The following is a 16,882-nucleotide window of genomic DNA, read 5'->3' as shown; positions in this document are numbered from 1 at the left end:
CTCAGAACAAGTTAGTCAATCCTAAGACAAACAACGCGCGAAAATTCGCGCGTTGTTCGTGAAACTTACTTCGCTAAACGCTTCTGATGTTCATGTGCCGCTTTAACAAAGCCAGCAAACAACGGATGCCCATCACGCGGGGTCGAGGTGAATTCCGGGTGGAACTGACAAGCAACAAACCAAGGGTGATCAGGGATCTCAATGATCTCGACCAGTTGATCGTCACCAGAACGACCTGCGATATGCAGTCCCGCTGCTTCAATTGGCTTCAGCAGCATATTGTTAACTTCATAGCGATGGCGATGGCGTTCGGTAATCACGTCAGAACCGTAGAGCTGGCGCACTTTGCTTTCTGGGGTCAGCTGACACTGCTGGCTACCCAGACGCATGGTGCCGCCCAGATCGCTCTGCTCAGAGCGCTGTTCAACGTTACCCTCTTCATCACGCCATTCGGTGATTAGCGCAACCACCGGGTACTTACAATCTGGTACGAATTCCGTGGAGTTCGCACCTTCCATGCCTGCCACGTTGCGGGCAAATTCCATCAACGCAACCTGCATTCCCAGACAGATGCCCAGGTAAGGAATTTTGTTCTCACGCGCAAACTGCGCGGTCAACATTTTGCCTTCTACGCCACGATAGCCGAAACCGCCTGGGATCAGAATAGCATCCAGATCTTTCAGAATTTCTACACCACGGGTTTCAACATCCTGTGAATCGATCAGCTTGATGTTGACGGTCACGCGATTTTTCAGGCCGCCGTGCTTCAGTGCTTCAATCACTGATTTGTAAGCATCTGGCAGTTCGACGTATTTACCCACCATACCAATGGTGACTTCGCCGCCTGGGTTCGCTTCTTCGTAGATAACCTGTTCCCATTCCGCCAGGTTGGCTTCTGGTGCAGACAGGTTGAAACGCTTGCAGATGTAGTCATCCAGACCCTGTGATTTCAACAGGCCCGGGATTTTGTAGATGGAGTCGACATCTTTCAGGGAGATAACAGCTTTCTCTGGCACGTTACAGAACAGCGCGATTTTCGCACGTTCGTTAGCCGGCACAGCGCGATCTGAACGGCAGATCAGCACATCTGGCTGGATACCGATCGACAGCAGCTCTTTCACTGAGTGTTGCGTTGGTTTGGTCTTCACTTCACCCGCCGCTGCCATGTATGGAACCAGCGTCAGGTGCATGTACATGGTGTGCTCACGACCCACGTCAACCGCCATCTGGCGAATGGCTTCGAGGAACGGCAGAGATTCGATGTCACCCACGGTGCCGCCAATTTCGACCAGCACCACGTCATGGCCTTCACCGCCCTCAATAATGCGCTCTTTGATCGCATTAGTGATGTGCGGAATGACCTGAATGGTCGCACCCAGATAGTCACCGCGACGCTCTTTGCGCAGAACTTCAGAGTAGATACGGCCGGTCGTGAAGTTGTTACGGCGCGACATTTTAGTACGGATGAAGCGCTCATAGTGACCCAGGTCCAGGTCAGTTTCGGCCCCGTCATCGGTCACGAAAACTTCACCGTGCTGGGTTGGGCTCATGGTACCCGGATCGACGTTGATGTACGGATCGAGTTTCATGATGGTCACATTCAGACCACGTGCTTCAAGAATAGCTGCGAGGGAGGCTGCGGCAATGCCTTTACCCAGAGAGGATACGACCCCACCGGTCACAAAAATATAGTTCGTTGTCATGCTGAACCTGAGAGTTTAGGTTTAAAGACGGTAGAATAACCAGGACGGGAAAGCAGTATACCGGAAACCCCTCTCAGCCACAAATGATCAATCACCGTAATCCTCCACGCAGTAGGTAGCCAACATAGCGGATCACGGTTAATGAAATGTTGATGCAGGTCACAAAAGTGCAGTTAGGCTGAATCGAGTAAGCTCAATTGATGCAATTATAATCAGCGCTGGAATAATCAGCTGATTAGCCCTTTTCCTGCGCTTTAACCTGCTGCCATGCGGCTTCCATTTGCTCCAGCGTCGCACCTGGCATACTGAGGCCTTGAGCCGTGATGATCGCTTCAACCTGGCGGAAACGGCGTTCGAATTTATCATTGGCTTTTTGCAGGGCGGTTTCGGCTTTACTGCCCAGATGGCGGGAGAGATTAACGGTGGCAAACAGCAGATCGCCGATCTCTTCTTCCAGTTTTACCGGGTCAATCACTGACTGCTGCGCTTCGTGCATGACTTCGTCAATTTCTTCATGCACCTTATCCACTACCGGGCCGAGGGTAGTCCAGTCAAAGCCAACATTGTGGCAGCGCTTCTGGATTTTGTGTGCGCGCATCAGGGCTGGCAACGCTTTAGGAATGTCGTCCAGCGCCGAGTGTTGGGCTTTATCCGCTCGCTCTGCCGTTTTGATGGCTTCCCAGTTTTTCAGGACTTCTGCGCTGTTTTCAACCTGAGCGTCCGCGAAGATGTGCGGGTGGCGACGCTCCAGCTTATCGCTGATGGCGTTGCAGATGTCATCAAAGTTGAATCGCTGCTCCTCTTCGGCCATTTGCGCGTAAAACACCACCTGGAATAACAGATCGCCCAGTTCCCCCCGCAGGTCGACAAAGTCTTCGCGCTGAATAGCATCCAGCACTTCATAGGTCTCTTCGAGGGTGTAAGGAGCAATAGAAGCAAAGGTCTGTTCACGATCCCACGGGCAGCCCCTCTGCGGGTCGCGCAGGGTTTTCATGATATCGAGCAGGCGGTTTAGGGCAGTCATGGCGGTCCTTGTGGCTTTTCAGCAAAGGTCCGATTGTACCTACCGAACCAACAGCAATTCCACCCCTCTGCCACCGAAATCCACAGGGCTGATTTGCCTGATCAAGTAAAAGCGCCCAAATTTAAAACCGCACGGGCTTCCGGCAGCAACACTGCTGCTTGCCGGGATGATAACGGGGGATATCATAGCGAGTGCGTGCCCTACATGGACGTAGGGCCCGATCGGCAGGAGCAATCTTTCCGAGCAGTCATATCCCCCATTATCTGACCTGACCACCCAAACCACAGCGATGTAATCTTGCCTGAAAGAAGTGACGTACCCGTACTCAGTGCAAACGGCGGGCGTCGATAATATCCGGCACCTGATTCAGGCGTGACAGCACACGTCCCAGCACCTGCTGATTATAAATCTCAATATCCATATCAATGGTCGCCAGCTGCTTTTTGGTATCACTACGGCTGGAAACGCCCAGCACATTGACCTTCTCATTGGCGAGAATGGTGGTGATATCACGCAACAAACCACTACGATCGTTGGCGGTCACGCGGACCACCAGCGAATAGCCGCTGGAATAACTCTCGCCCCAGACTGCATCGACAATGCGCTCTGGCGCGTGGGCAATCAGCTCGGATAACTGGTCGCAATCGGCACGGTGGATGGAAATACCGCGCCCGTGGGTAATAAAACCAACGATGTCATCACCGGGAATGGGCTGGCAGCAGCGAGCAATATGGTGCATCAGATTGCCCACGCCCTCAACCACCACCCGGCCACTCTCTTTACGAGACGGCTGCGGTGCAAAGCTTTTCTGCGTCAGCTGGCGCAGGGCTTCACGATCTTCCTCTTCAGCACTCGGCTTATTGAGTTTGCCTTGCAGGAAGTTAACCATCTGATTGAGGCGCACATCGCCGCCGCCAATCATGGCCAGCAGTTCCTCAAGGGAACTCACGTTGTAGCGCGGCAGCAACACCTTCTCAGCTTCACGCTGGCTAATATCCAGCTGATTCAGCTCATTATCAAAGATCTGCCGTCCGGCCAGAATGTTTTTATCGCGATCCTGCTTACGGAACCAGGCGTGAATCTTGGAGCGCCCACGGCTGGTGGTGATATAGCCAAGGTTCGGATTGAGCCAGTCGCGGCTTGGGTTTGGCTGCTTCTGGGTGATCACTTCAATCTGATCGCCCATCTGCAACTGATAGGTAAACGGCACAATGCGGCCGCTGATTTTGGCCCCAATGCAACGATGCCCAATATCACTGTGAATGTGATAAGCGAAATCCAACGGCGTCGAGCCTGCTGGCAGATCCACCACATCCCCTTTTGGCGTAAACACGTAAACCCGATCGTCAAAGACCTGACTGCGCACTTCTTCCAGCATCTCGCCAGAATCCGACATCTCTTCCTGCCAGGTGATCAGCTTACGTAACCAGGCAATACGCTCTTCATGGCCAGCGGCACCCCGCGAGTTGCCGGTGCCCGGGCCTTCTTTATATTTCCAGTGGGCAGCAACACCCAGCTCGGCGTCTTCGTGCATCTGCCGGGTACGGATCTGGATCTCTACCGTCTTGCCTTTTGGCCCCAGCACCACCGTATGGATAGACTGGTAGCCATTGGGTTTCGGATTGGCAACATAGTCATCAAACTCACTGGGCAGGTGACGATAAAGCGTATGCACAATGCCTAAAGCGCCGTAGCAATCCTGCAAACGCTCGGCGACAATACGCACGGCTCGCACATCAAACAGTTCATCAAACGCCAGCGACTTTTTCTGCATTTTGCGCCAGATGCTATAGATATGTTTCGGGCGGCCATACACTTCAGCACGAACCCCTTCCTTACCCATCTCTTTACGCAAATTGCCCACGAAGTCATCGATATACTGCTCACGATCGATACGTCTTTCGTGCAACAGCTTGGCGATGCGTTTGTATTCATCCGGATGGAGGTAACGGAAGCAGTAATCTTCCAGTTCCCATTTGAGTTGACCGATACCTAAACGGTTGGCCAGCGGCGCATAAATATTGGTGCTCTCTTTCGCCGCCAGCACGCGTTCATCTTCCGGCGCATCCTTCATTTCTCGCAGATTCGCGATACGCTCAGCCAGCTTGATGACCACGCAGCGGAAATCTTCCACCATGGCCAGCAGCATACGGCGCACGTTATCGACCTGCTCGGAGGCCATTGAGTCGTTATGAATGGCTTTCAGCTGCCGGATAGCATCCATATCGCGGACGCCATGCACCAGCAACACGATGCCTTTGCCAACGGTTTTTTCCAGATCTTCTTCGCTCAGGACTTCGGCACTCGCCAGCGGGAAGATCAACGCGGCACGCAGGCTATCGAGATCCATGCTCAACATCGAGAGGATCTCGACCATCTCAATGCCACGCCAGAGTAGCAGGGACTGATCGGGATGACCGTGGGTTTCTGCTTCGCAATAACGCCAGGTATCGGCCAGGCTTTGACAGGTTTGCGGGTTCGCAATGCCAAGGCTGTCGATCCACTGCTCCAGGGCAAACTCCCCTGCCGTATTTAAATGCGAACTTCTGACCGCAACCATATCCTCTCCTGCCATCACAACGTTGTGTTGCTTATGCTTTGCTAAACAGCACCATGGACTCGAGATGGCGGGTATGAGGGAACATATCCAACATCGCGACCCTTTCCAAATGGTAACCCGCCGACAACAGTGTCTGACTATCGCGAGCAAGTGTTGTTGGGTTACAGGAGACATAGACCACGCGTTGCGGCGCAAGTTTAACGACGTGTGCCATTACCCCTGCGGCACCGGCACGTGCCGGATCCAGTAACACCTTGTTGAAACCCTGCGCAGCCCATGGCTGGTGAGTCACATCTTCTTCCAGATTGTGCTGATAGAAGGTGACATTTTGCAGATTATTAACCTGCGCATTATACGCTGCCTGCTCCACTAAAGCTGCAACACCCTCAACGCCAACTGCAATTTGTACCTGTTTTCCAACAGGAAGTGTGAAGTTGCCCATACCACAGAACAGATCCAGCACCCGATCGTCTGGCTCCAGCGCCAGCCACTCAATCGCACGCGCCACCATCTGCTGATTAACGCGATCGTTTACCTGGATAAAGTCCTGTGGGTTAAAATTCAGGTTCATGCCGGATGAACGATAGTAGGGTTTCGCACTTTCTGCGCGGCAAATCGCGCCTTCTCCGCCATCCAGAAACAGCATCACATTGCTGATATGCGAAAACTGTTCCAGTTTTTCACGATCTTCAGCGTGCAGTGCATCCAGATGACGCAATACCATCAGCGGGCCATTTTCCGCTAACACCAGCTCCACATGGCCCAGACGTTTAACTGCCCTCAGGCTCTGCAAGCAGTGGTGCAGCGGCACCAGCAATGCTTCAAGCTCGGGCACCAAAACAGGGCAATGCTGAACCTGCACCAGATCGTTGCTGGCTTCCTGTCGAAAGCCCATCTGCAAGACCTGGCGCTTAGCATGCCACTGCAATCCCAGTCGGGCACGACGGCGGTAGCCCCACGGCTTTCCGGCAATCACTTCATCTATTGCGACGGTACGGTGCGCTTCCGCCGATAACATCCGCCCCAGAGCCTGGGCTTTACTGCGCTGCTGCAACGCCTCGCTGACATGCTGCTGCTGACATCCCCCGCACTGTTGGTAGTGCGGACAACGCGGCGTAACGCGCTCTGGGCTGGTGCTCAGCAAACGCACTGCTTTACCGCGTGCATACTGCTTTTTTTCTTCTTGTAGGGTGACTTCTACCTGCTCACCCGGCAGAGCCCCACTGATAAACAGGGCCTTCCCCTGATGGCGAGCCACGCCTTGACCAAAGGGATCAAGGTCCTGAATCGTGACGGTAAGGCGTTGACGGGTCGTCACACGCTGTTTTGCGGAGTAAAATTGCGCCATAGTAATGCGATTTCTCTAATTTCCAGTATCCAGGGATGATAAGGCCGGGCGACACTCATGACGAAATACAGCTTGCGGGCAAGAATGATGATTCTGATCCTCGCACCGACACTGATGATAGGCTTGCTGCTCAGCGCCTTTTTTGTTGTACACCGTTACAACGAACTACAACATCAGGTCATTGATTCCGGCTCCAACATCATTGAACCACTGGCCATTGCCAGCGAATACAGCATGATGTGGCACAACCGGGCGGCACTGCATGCCATGACCGGACTATTGCATCGTCGTCATTCTAATATTGTCCGTGCGATTGCCATCTACGACAACAACAATCGCCTTTACGTCACGTCGAACGGTAACGAAGATCTCAGTCTCTCGTTGCAAGAAGATATCGCTGCACTGCCAACGAAAATCACTCAACAGCGCCACAATGACCACATTATTTTGCGCGCACCCATCACCTCCGTCCGCTATACCTCCGATGAACTCGACAGCGAAGAGACGCCGGGTGGCGATCGATTAGGCTATGTCGCGATCGAACTGGATCTCCAGTCAGTCAGGCTCCAGCAATATAAAGAAGTCTTTGTCGCGACCCTGCTACTGCTGTTCTGCTTGTGTATTGCCATGTTGTTCGCTTATCGCCTGATGCGCGATGTCACCGGTCCGATTCGGAATATGGTCAGCACGGTGGACCGCATTCGTCGCGGTCAGTTAGATAGCCGGGTCGAAGGTTACATGCTGGGTGAGCTGAGCATTCTGAAAAATGGCATCAACGCGATGGCCATGTCCCTCACGGCGTATCATGAAGAGATGCAGCACAATATCGATCAGGCCACGTGGGATCTGCGGGAAACGCTGGAACAGTTAGAGATCCAGAATGTCGAGCTGGATTTAGCCAAAAAGCGCGCCCAGGAAGCGGCACGTATCAAATCCGAGTTCCTCGCTAATATGTCTCACGAGCTACGTACTCCGTTAAATGGCGTGATTGGCTTTACGCGTCAGATGCTAAAAACTGACCTTGGCACCACGCAACGCGACTACATGCACACCATTGAACGCTCCGCCAGCAACCTGTTGAGCATCATTAATGACGTGCTCGACTTCTCGAAACTGGAAGCGGGTAAATTGATGCTGGAGTCTATTCCGTTCCCCCTGCGTGCCACCATTGACGAAACGCTGGTGCTGCTGGCCCCGTCCGCACACGACAAAATGCTGGAGCTAACGGTGCACGTTGACCGCAGCGTGCCGGATAACGTCATTGGCGATCCACTGCGCCTCCAGCAGATTTTAATTAACCTGATTGGGAATGCCGTCAAGTTCACCGAGCAAGGCACCATTGATTTGCAGGTTGAACGACGTTCGCTAGACGCAACCCAGGTTGAAATTGTCATCAATGTGCACGACAGCGGGATCGGCATTTCATCTGAGCAGAAATCTCAGCTGTTCCAGGCATTTCGCCAGGCAGATGCCAGTATTTCACGCCGTCATGGTGGCACCGGGCTGGGGCTGGTGATCACTCAGAAACTGGTCAGTGAAATGGGCGGGGAAATTAGCTTTACCAGCCAGGCCGGCGAAGGTTCGACCTTCACCGTCAACATCCCTTTGCACCTCAACCCTAATGCCTCAAGTATGCCGCGCGTGCTGGAGGCGCTGTCAGAAGTCGCGGTGGCCTATATAGAACCGCATGCCTCTGCCAGCCGCGCTGTGCGCAACATGCTCAGCGCCACGCCGCTACAGGTGGATTACTATCCCTCCCTGGAAGCGCTGGGTGATCGGCACTACCCACTGATGCTGGTAGGTATTCCGGTCAATATCAGCGCACGTGCCCTGTTAGATAAGCGCTGGATTAGTTCACTGCTCCAGCGAGCCGACTGCGTCATTCTCGCCCTGCCGACCCAGAAAATGCTGCTGGCAGACAAACTCAAAGCACAAGGAATTGATGGCTGTATTGCGAAACCCGTCTCCATGACGCGCCTGCTGCCAATGCTGTTTGACTTACACGCCCGTCAGCAAAGTCCGCTGCCGGTCTCTGAGCGTTTGCCGCTCACGGTGATGGCGGTGGATGACAACCCCGCTAACCTGAAACTGATTGGCACTTTGCTGGAGGAGCAGACTCAGGAAATTATTCTGTGTAGCAGTGCGAGTGAGGCGATAAGCCAGGCCCGCCAGCGCACTCTGGACGTCATACTGATGGACATTCAGATGCCCGATATTGACGGTATTCGTGCCAGTGAAATTATTCGCAGCCTGCCTAATCATGCCCAGACACCGATTGTCGCCGTGACCGCCCACGCGATTGATGGCGAGCGTGAAGAGTTGATCAAAGCGGGCCTGAATGACTATCTGGCTAAACCGATTGATGAGAGCAAACTGAGTCAACTGCTGGCGCGCTATGCCCCGGTGCCCACGTCATTAATGACGGAAAAGAGCGACCTGAATGCCAGCCTGGACTGGAATCTGGCGCTACGCCAGGCGGCCAACAAACCCGAGCTGGCACGTGACCTGCTGCAAATGCTGCTCGACTTCTTGCCCGAAGTGCAGGAAAAGGTCACCCGCTACATGGATGAAAACAAAGTGAACGGCCTGCGAGAAATCATCCATAAACTGCACGGTAGCGCCAGCTACAGCGGCGTACCGCGCATGAAGCAGCTCTGTCATCAGTTGGAGAAAGAGCTGCTTAAAGCCAGTGATATTGACGATTTAGAACCGGAGTTGCTGGAACTGCTGGATGAAATGCAGAACGTCGCACGGGCTGCTGAAGCGCTGTTACAGCGCTAGTTGCTGCCCGAGTTTCACCGTCGCGGCTACGTTGCGCGCCGTCAGGCGGATATTCTCCGCCGCGGCGGCCAGCGCCTCTTCCAGGGTGCAAATACGGTACAGCGCGCTAAAGACGGCATTAATGCCATGCGCATGCACTACGCCCACATCAGGCGTCAGGCTGCCCGCAATACCAATGACAGGAATGCCCGCGCGTTGCGCCAGCCGCGCCACGCCGACAGGCACTTTACCCTGTACGCTCTGGCTGTCTATGCGCCCTTCTCCGGTGATCACCAAATCGGCATCCCCTAGCTGCGCTTCAAGCTGGAGCGCTTCGGTAACGATCTCAATGCCTGGGCGCAGGGTTGCCTGACAGAAAGCCAGCAATCCCGCCCCCATCCCACCGGCGGCACCGCTACCGGGTACTTCCGCAACGGCCACACCCAGGTAGCGCTGAATCAGGCTCGCAAAGTGTGCCAGCGCTTTATCCAACTGTTGCACGTCTTCTGCTGTCGCCCCTTTTTGTGGACCAAACACCTCGGAAGCACCTTGTGGACCGGTCAGGGGATTGGTCACATCACAGGCCACCTCAATGCGGCACTGGCTGAGGCGGCTGTCGAGTGCCGCAGTCTCAATCTTGTGCAGCCCAGCCAGCGCTGCGCCACCTGCTGCGATCTCGGTGCCTTGTTGATCCAGTAGCTTCACACCGAGTGCCTGAAGCATTCCCGCCCCACCGTCATTGGTCGCACTGCCACCGATACCAATAATCAGGTGGCGTACACCTCTTGCCAGCGCATCAGAGATTAATTCCCCGGTCCCCCGAGAAGTCGTGATTAACGCATTACGCTGCGCTGGCGGCACCAACTCTATGCCGCTGGCCGCCGCCATCTCAATAAAAGCCGTATGTCCATCACCAGACAGGCCATAGAAAGCCTCCACGCTGTTCCCGAGTGGCCCGGTGACCGGCAAAGCGATCAACGAACCTCCGGTCGCGGCGATCATCGCCTCTACCGTGCCTTCACCGCCATCGGCCAGCGGTATTTTGACATAGTGTGCATCAGGGTAGACTTCGCGAAAGCCCGCTTCGATAGCCGTGGCGACATCAAGTGCAGATAAACTCTCTTTCCATGAATCGGGTGCAATGACAATTTTCACCGGTTGTCCCCTGTGGCAGAACAGAAATGGCGCGCAGGCGCAGAACTGCTAAGCATAGCGCGATTAGAAAAAGTGTGGCTAGCGTAAAGAAAAACGCCGGCAGAAACCGGCGTGGAAGGTTAGAGTTGGGCCGCCCACTGCTTGACCCACGGCGTTGTCACTTCTTCAGGTTCAGGATTTTCGATGGCGTCCACTTCAAGCAGGGAACCCACACGTTGTGCCCCCTGCTCCTGCAATAAGGCATCGAAGTGCTTACCACCCCCGCAGAAGTTGTCATAGCTGCTGTCACCCAGAGCGATAACGCCGTAGCGCAGCGTGGGCTGATACTGATCCTGCAAAGAGGCGAATAGCGCACGAATGTTATCCGGCAGATCGCCCTGACCGGTGGTCGAGGTGATCACCAGCACCACGTCCTGGCTGTACTTCTGCCAGTCCTCCAGCGTGCCATCTTCAAACACCTTGACCTCATGCCCCAGCGCCTCAAGCTCTGGCTGCGCCTCTTCAGCAACCAGCAGCGCGTTACCGTAAACCGTACCTACAAATATGCCAATTTTCGCCATGGTAAGACTCCTTATTCGCCGACGATATCCTCGCCTGGGGTGGGCAGAAACTCAACCCGTGGCAGATGCGACAACTGATCCTGCCAGCCAAACTGCGTCAACATGCCTTGCCAGACGTGGTCCAGCCCGGCACGCAAACACAACGCTTCTCCCGTGATGGGATGGGTCAGCTCAAGCTGGCTGGCGTGCAGCATCAGCCGGTTCATCCCAAAGTGGCTGGCCGCACCGCGATTCTGTTTGAGATCGCCATGCTTGCTATCGCCAATGATCGGATGACGCAAGTGCACCATATGACGGCGCAACTGATGCTTGCGCCCAGTGTGAGGAGCAAGCTCCACCAGGCTGTAGCGCGCCGCATCATAACGGCCAATCGGCACCGGCATTTCGCAGGTCGCCAGGCCTTTATAATCGGTCACTGCGGGCTGTGCCTCACGGGGAGCCGTTGCGAATTTATCCGCGATTTTATCCATCTCTTCCAGCAGCGGATAATCCAGCGTGGCCGCTTCCTGTAACCAGCCGCGCACCACCGCATGGTAGGTTTTTCGAATCTGATGCTGTTCAAACTGCTGTGACAGCAAACGCCCAACCTCACTGGAGAGCCCCATCAGCAACACACCTGAAGTGGGACGGTCAAGGCGATGCACGGTAAACACGTGCTGACCAATCTGATCGCGCACGGTCTGCATGACGAACACTTTCTCATGACGATCGAGCCAGCTACGGTGCACTAACCAACCACTGGGTTTGTTAACCGCAACCAGCCATTCATCCTGATAAATGATCTCCAGCATCAGTCACTGTCCTGCACGAACAGCGCATCGATCTGTTTTAGCGTCAGCAGTAACACCCCGTGCCCCGGCGTCGTATCCGGCAGCGCCACTTCATAATAAGGTGCAATAGCGAAATTCATCGGCAGCGGTGCGTTGGCATCCAGCAGTGCCTGCATACGCGGGATAAAGATCCACTGTAGCCACTCAAGCGGCTCCAGTTTATCCAGACAGAAGGGTTGATCGCTGACTAATGATTCCGCAGCGGGAGCGTCAAGTTGCCAGAGTTGATGCTCACGCATCAGGGTTTCGGCCTGTATTAGCCGCTGTTGAAGAAGTTGTTGCAGCGTCATACACGCCTCCGTAAAGCCAAAAATTGGGCGGCAAGAATACCATTTGCGGCCACCGGGAAGCACCAATAAAAAAGGGAGCACTGTTTACACAGTGCTCCCGATTCTCGTTTGCAGCTATCCAGCTACTTGTGTGCTCCCTGCTCATCCGTGACAACTCTTCCCGTGTGACATCCTGCCACTCGTCATCATGACGCTAATCCATTCGGCATCCAGGCCCACCAGTCATCCTCACTGGCTCACATTCTCCTTCCTGGAGGTGTCCTTTACTCAATCCTGAGCGATCCTGCTTCATCCTGAAGCCTTCCGTGTGACGTAAGCTCCGTTACGTTCCCGCCTCCTGGCTTACAGCTCCAAGCTGTATCTTCATCCTTTAGCGTCCTGCTAATGAGAAACATTCTGGCATATTCTGAATCTTAAGCAAGATACCGAAATTAATAACTTATTCTTGTTAAAGCCTCGCGACGCGAATTCTTTCAATAAGTTCATGATTCACAATATCTTTACAAAAATAGAGACAAAAAAATTAATCTTACAAGTGATGGATCTCTTACAGCTGTTGTGAGAGATCTCTCACAACAGCACGGGTTCAGCTCTGCAAATTAAGGAGTAACTGGTTGTAATCCATTAAGAAAACTCTCAATTTTATCGGCGAGAATTTCACGATGTTTCGTTCCCGGACGCTCAAGTACCACCTCACCGGTAAGATTACATAGCGAAATAATTTCCTGTTCTGAATCGGTGGTGGCAATAAACAGTGTTGGACTCTGCTTCAAATGACGTTTCATCACCAAGTGACCAATCAGGTTTTCCTGCAACCGCTCAAAGTCATCTTCACTCCACACTTGCAGCAGCGTCAGCGCTCGCTCCCCAAATTTCGCACTCATATCACCGGCAAACTGGGTGGTATAGAACGCGGCAACATCCTGTTGGAGGCGAATATCCAGCGCCCGTTCAATCATCTCCAGCGTCGAACCCAACGTAAACGGCTGCGGCTGCCACAGCACTTCGCTCTCTCGGGTTTCCGTAATGCAGGGAGAAGCAATACCGTATAGCGCTTCACTCGCGGGCGGATGCCCATAAATTTGCTGCCAGCGCAGACAGTAGCGGGCGGTAAAATCACGCAGAGCATCAGCAGTATGCGGCATCTTTCATATTCTCACTTCTGATAGGTTACACTGAGCAGATATGTTCAAACTGAGTGATGACCTTTCTATGTCTTCTGAAAAACAGGATCAGGCCCTGAGCAACCTGACGCTGGGTAAGTCGGTAGCTTACCACGATCGCTACGACAACACGTTGCTACAAGCGGTGCCACGCAGCCTTAACCGCGATCCTTTAGGGCTACAACCTGACAATCTGCCGTTCCACGGCGCCGATCTCTGGACGCTGTATGAACTCTCCTGGCTGAACAGCAAAGGGGTACCCCAGGTTGCCGTGGGTGAAATTGTCCTGAATGCAGACAGCCTCAACCTGATTGAATCGAAGAGCTTCAAACTCTACCTCAATAGCTTCAACCAGACGCAGTTTGCTGGCTGGGATGAGGTACGCCAGACATTACAACGCGATCTTAGCGCCTGCGCTCAGGGGGATGTTGAGGTGGTTCTGTTCCGTCTGAGTGAAATTGAAGGCCAACCGATTGGTCATTTTGCCGGTGAGTGCATCGACGAGCAGGATATTGAGATCAGCGATTACGGCTTTAACGCCGATTACCTGGCAAACGCGACGGGCACGGACGTCGTGGATGAAACCTTAGTCAGCCACCTGCTGAAATCAAACTGTCTGATCACCAACCAGCCGGATTGGGGATCGGTCATGATTCGCTATAAAGGTGCTCGTATCGATCGCGAAGCGCTGCTGCGCTATCTGGTCTCATTCCGCCAGCACAACGAATTCCACGAACAGTGCGTTGAGCGTATTTTCAACGATATTCAGCGCTTCTGCCAGCCAACCGAACTCACGGTTTACGCCCGCTACACCCGCCGTGGTGGCCTGGATATCAATCCGTGGCGTAGCAACGTGCCATTCACGCCGGGCCATTCCAGACTGGTGCGCCAGTAACGCTTTGCGAGTCGCTTCGCAGGCTGTGTCATTTGACTTGAGCAGAGACCGGGAACAACGTTAATCTCAGTAAAGACGGTGACCATGAGGGTCGCCGCTACAGGGAGCGTGGCAACGCGTTCTCTGTTCGTACAGCGTTATCAGTCACGCCTTTCGGGTGTAAAGGAGTTCACTTGATTACACATATCAGCCCACTTGGCTCCATGGATTTGCTCTCCCAGTTGGAAGTCGACATGCTCAAACGCACCGCGAGCAGCGACCTCTACCAACTGTTTCGCAACTGTTCACTGGCAGTGTTGAATTCCGGCAGCCAGACCGACAGTAGCCATGAACTGCTCTCCCGCTTCGAAAGCTTTGATATTAACGTGTTACGCCGCGAACGTGGCGTGAAGCTTGAACTGATTAACCCGCCGGAAGAGGCGTTTGTTGATGGGCGCATTATCCGCTCATTGCAGGCTAACCTGTTCGCGGTATTGCGAGACATCTTATTCGTTAATGGCCAGCTCACGCCCGGCAGCCGCCTGGCGGACCCCGCCTCAACGGACTCCGTGCAAATCACCAACCAGGTCTTTTCTATCCTGCGGAATGCCCGCGCACTGCACGTTGGGGAATATCCCAATATGGTCGTGTGCTGGGGTGGTCACTCCATCAACGCCATTGAATACCAGTACTGCCGTAATGTGGGTACCCAGTTAGGTTTGCGTGAGCTAAACATCTGTACCGGCTGCGGTCCGGGCGTGATGGAAGCCCCAATGAAAGGTGCGGCGGTGGGCCACGCACAACAGCGCAATCACGACTCGCGGTTTATCGGTTTAACCGAACCTTCTATTATTGCCGCCGAGCCGCCAAACCCGTTGGTCAATGAGTTGATCATCATGCCGGATATTGAAAAACGGCTAGAGGCGTTCGTGCGTATCGCCCACGGTATCGTGATCTTCCCTGGTGGCGTAGGCACCGCCGAAGAGCTGCTCTATCTGTTGGGTATTCTGATGAACCCACACAACAAAGAGCAGGTGTTGCCGCTGATCCTCACCGGGCCAAAAGAGAGTGCTGATTACTTCCGCGTGCTGGACGATTTTATCGTCAATACGCTGGGTGAGAGCGCACGTGCACACTATCAAATCATTATTGATGATGCCGCCGAAGTGGCTCGCCTGATGAAACGCGCCATGCCGCAGGTCAAAGAGCATCGTCGTGAAACCGGCGATGCTTACAGCTTTAACTGGTCGATCCGCATTGATGCCGATCTGCAACAGCCGTTTGCACCGACCCATGAAAACATGGCGAATCTCAATCTGTTTACCAACCAACCGGCGGAAAAACTGGCCGCCGATCTGCGTCGGGCTTTCTCAGGCATTGTCGCAGGTAACGTAAAAGAGATGGGTATCCGCGAAATCCGCGAAAGAGGCCCGTTCAAACTGCATGGCGATGCGGACATCATGCACCGCATGGACGAACTGCTGCAGGGGTTTGTTGCCCAGCACCGCATGAAACTGCCAGGTAGTGCTTACACGCCCTGCTACGAAATCATCAAATAACCCAGGAGGCAGCCTGCGGGCTGCCTGAAATCATTATGGCTTTTCACCTTCTTATTGTGGATGCGCTCAACCTCATCCGCCGGCTCCATGCTGTCCAGGGCTCGCCTTGTCGCGATGCCTGCATCACAGCACTGCACCAGCTATTGGGCCATACACAACCCACACATGTGGTCGCCGTATTCGATAGCCACAGCCGTCAACCCGGCTGGCGACATCAGCTACTGCCGGACTATAAAGCGGGCCGACCGCCCATGCCTGACGATCTCCAGGCCGAAATGCCGGCACTACAGGCCGCGTTTGAAGCCGCTGGCGTGCGCTGCTGGGTAGCCGATCGGGATGAAGCCGACGATCTGGCCGCCACGCTGGCAGTGAAAATGGCCGATGCAGGACACCAGGCGACAATTGTCTCCACCGATAAGGGCTATTGCCAGCTGTTAGCCCCGGCTATCCGCATTCGTGACTATTTTCAGAAGCGCTGGCTGGATGTGCCTTTTATTGAGCAAGATTTTGGCGTAGCGCCTGCCCAACTGCCCGATTACTGGGGGCTGTGCGGCATCAGCAGCAGTAAAATTCCAGGGGTTGCGGGCATTGGCCCCAAAAGCGCACGCGAATTACTGATGCAGTTCGGCACGCTGGAGGCGATCTATCAGCATCTGGACCAGGTTCCGGAAAAGTGGCAAAAAAAGCTGCGCGACCAGCAGGAGATGGCAGAAATCTGCCGCCAGGTATCCACGCTGAAACGCGATTTGGTCCTACAGGGGAATTTGAATACGCTGCGCTATCAGGCATAACAGATTGATATCAATGATTATTCAGTGACTTTTGTTTAAGAGCACCGTACGTTCCTGCAAAATAATTTGTGCTACAGCAAGGTAGGGAATCCCCGGGAGCATACTCCAGTATGTAACCGGGGTGATCAAGCGCTGCCAACGCAGCTGTAGTGCAAAGTATGAAGCAGGATGACCGGGGCGAGTAAGCTTCGCCAACGCACCTGCGGTGCTAAGCATCGCTCTGATTTCTCAGTGGCTTTCGTTTAAGAGCACCGTACGTTCCTGC

At 54.1% G+C, this 16,882-nt stretch carries 13 protein-coding genes; 4 read left to right on the top strand and 9 right to left on the bottom strand.

Annotation, left to right across the window (positions count from 1 at the left end; translation table 11 throughout):
- Window positions 1-65 precede the first annotated feature (65 nt).
- The 4 genes from pyrG to rlmD all read right to left on the bottom strand — a co-directional run bounded on the left by pyrG (window position 66) and on the right by rlmD (window position 6,635).
- Window positions 66-1,703: a glutamine hydrolyzing CTP synthase gene (pyrG, locus tag B880_RS0100900; protein ID WP_017345502.1), complete on the bottom strand. Its 1,638-nt coding sequence runs from the start codon at window positions 1,701-1,703 to the stop codon at window positions 66-68.
- A 235-nt stretch (window positions 1,704-1,938) separates the two neighbouring features.
- Complete coding sequence (mazG, locus tag B880_RS0100895) at window positions 1,939-2,727, bottom strand: nucleoside triphosphate pyrophosphohydrolase (protein WP_017345501.1); 789 nt, start codon at window positions 2,725-2,727, stop codon at window positions 1,939-1,941.
- 325 nt (window positions 2,728-3,052) lie between these two features.
- Window positions 3,053-5,287 carry a GTP diphosphokinase gene (gene relA / locus B880_RS0100890; RefSeq protein WP_017345500.1) on the bottom strand — a complete coding sequence of 745 codons (2,235 nt, stop codon included), beginning with the start codon at window positions 5,285-5,287 and terminating at the stop codon, window positions 3,053-3,055.
- 31 nt (window positions 5,288-5,318) lie between these two features.
- Complete coding sequence (gene rlmD, locus B880_RS0100885) at window positions 5,319-6,635, bottom strand: 23S rRNA (uracil(1939)-C(5))-methyltransferase RlmD (protein ID WP_017345499.1); 1,317 nt, start codon at window positions 6,633-6,635, stop codon at window positions 5,319-5,321.
- A 57-nt stretch (window positions 6,636-6,692) separates the two neighbouring features.
- Between rlmD and barA the strand changes: the two genes are divergently transcribed.
- Window positions 6,693-9,416, top strand: coding sequence for a two-component sensor histidine kinase BarA (gene barA, locus B880_RS0100880; protein WP_026042342.1), 2,724 nt, complete (start codon window positions 6,693-6,695; stop codon window positions 9,414-9,416).
- Here barA and B880_RS0100875 read toward each other — a convergent pair.
- From B880_RS0100875 to syd, 5 genes are all read right to left on the bottom strand, one after another.
- Complete coding sequence (locus tag B880_RS0100875; protein ID WP_017345497.1) at window positions 9,405-10,550, bottom strand: glycerate kinase; 1,146 nt, start codon at window positions 10,548-10,550, stop codon at window positions 9,405-9,407. The two genes, barA and B880_RS0100875, sit on opposite strands and share 12 nt — an antisense overlap.
- Window positions 10,551-10,669: 119 nt before the next feature.
- Window positions 10,670-11,110, bottom strand: a complete 441-nt coding sequence (locus tag B880_RS0100870) for a flavodoxin (protein WP_017345496.1) — start codon at window positions 11,108-11,110, stop codon at window positions 10,670-10,672.
- Window positions 11,111-11,121: 11 nt separating this feature from the next.
- Entirely contained in the window at window positions 11,122-11,901 is a 780-nt protein-coding gene (truC, locus tag B880_RS0100865; protein WP_017345495.1) for a tRNA pseudouridine(65) synthase TruC, read from the bottom strand.
- On the bottom strand, window positions 11,901-12,230 hold the full coding sequence (locus B880_RS0100860) for a YqcC family protein (protein ID WP_017345494.1): 330 nt from the start codon (window positions 12,228-12,230) through the stop codon (window positions 11,901-11,903). The genes truC and B880_RS0100860 overlap by 1 nt, the downstream gene beginning before the upstream one ends.
- A 599-nt stretch (window positions 12,231-12,829) precedes the next feature.
- Complete coding sequence (syd, locus tag B880_RS0100855; RefSeq protein ID WP_017345493.1) at window positions 12,830-13,375, bottom strand: SecY-interacting protein; 546 nt, start codon at window positions 13,373-13,375, stop codon at window positions 12,830-12,832.
- Between the two features lie 67 nt (window positions 13,376-13,442).
- Here syd and queF point away from each other — a divergent pair, with 67 nt between their 5' ends.
- The 3 genes from queF (at window position 13,443) to xni (ending at window position 16,617) form a co-directional block, all read left to right on the top strand.
- On the top strand, window positions 13,443-14,288 hold the full coding sequence (queF, locus tag B880_RS0100850) for an NADPH-dependent 7-cyano-7-deazaguanine reductase QueF (protein ID WP_026042341.1): 846 nt from the start codon (window positions 13,443-13,445) through the stop codon (window positions 14,286-14,288).
- A gap of 173 nt (window positions 14,289-14,461) precedes the next feature.
- Window positions 14,462-15,826 (top strand): nucleotide 5'-monophosphate nucleosidase PpnN, encoded by a 1,365-nt coding sequence (gene ppnN, locus B880_RS0100845; RefSeq protein WP_017345491.1) that lies wholly within the window; start codon window positions 14,462-14,464, stop codon window positions 15,824-15,826.
- Window positions 15,827-15,861: 35 nt separating this feature from the next.
- Window positions 15,862-16,617: a flap endonuclease Xni gene (gene xni, locus B880_RS0100840; protein ID WP_017345490.1), complete on the top strand. Its 756-nt coding sequence runs from the start codon at window positions 15,862-15,864 to the stop codon at window positions 16,615-16,617.
- Window positions 16,618-16,882 lie beyond the last annotated feature (265 nt).

Origin of the sequence: Pantoea sp. A4 (genome assembly GCF_000295955.2) — a bacterium.
GTDB classification, from domain to species: domain Bacteria; phylum Pseudomonadota; class Gammaproteobacteria; order Enterobacterales; family Enterobacteriaceae; genus Pantoea; species Pantoea multigeneris.
This window is presented reverse-complemented; position numbering and strand designations above follow the sequence as displayed.

What these genes read in the sequence shown, in the direction of transcription:
- pyrG (WP_017345502.1), bottom strand. Translation starts at nt 1,703, where the DNA reads ATGACAACGAACTATATTTTTGTGACCGGTGGGGTCGTATCCTCTCTG.
- mazG (WP_017345501.1), bottom strand. Translation starts at nt 2,727, where the DNA reads ATGACTGCCCTAAACCGCCTGCTCGATATCATGAAAACCCTGCGCGAC.
- relA (WP_017345500.1), bottom strand. Translation starts at nt 5,287, where the DNA reads ATGGTTGCGGTCAGAAGTTCGCATTTAAATACGGCAGGGGAGTTTGCC.
- rlmD (WP_017345499.1), bottom strand. Translation starts at nt 6,635, where the DNA reads ATGGCGCAATTTTACTCCGCAAAACAGCGTGTGACGACCCGTCAACGC.
- barA (WP_026042342.1), top strand. Translation starts at nt 6,693, where the DNA reads ATGACGAAATACAGCTTGCGGGCAAGAATGATGATTCTGATCCTCGCA.
- B880_RS0100870 (WP_017345496.1), bottom strand. Translation starts at nt 11,110, where the DNA reads ATGGCGAAAATTGGCATATTTGTAGGTACGGTTTACGGTAACGCGCTG.
- truC (WP_017345495.1), bottom strand. Translation starts at nt 11,901, where the DNA reads ATGCTGGAGATCATTTATCAGGATGAATGGCTGGTTGCGGTTAACAAA.
- B880_RS0100860 (WP_017345494.1), bottom strand. Translation starts at nt 12,230, where the DNA reads ATGACGCTGCAACAACTTCTTCAACAGCGGCTAATACAGGCCGAAACC.
- syd (WP_017345493.1), bottom strand. Translation starts at nt 13,375, where the DNA reads ATGCCGCATACTGCTGATGCTCTGCGTGATTTTACCGCCCGCTACTGT.
- queF (WP_026042341.1), top strand. Translation starts at nt 13,443, where the DNA reads ATGTCTTCTGAAAAACAGGATCAGGCCCTGAGCAACCTGACGCTGGGT.
- xni (WP_017345490.1), top strand. Translation starts at nt 15,862, where the DNA reads ATGGCTTTTCACCTTCTTATTGTGGATGCGCTCAACCTCATCCGCCGG.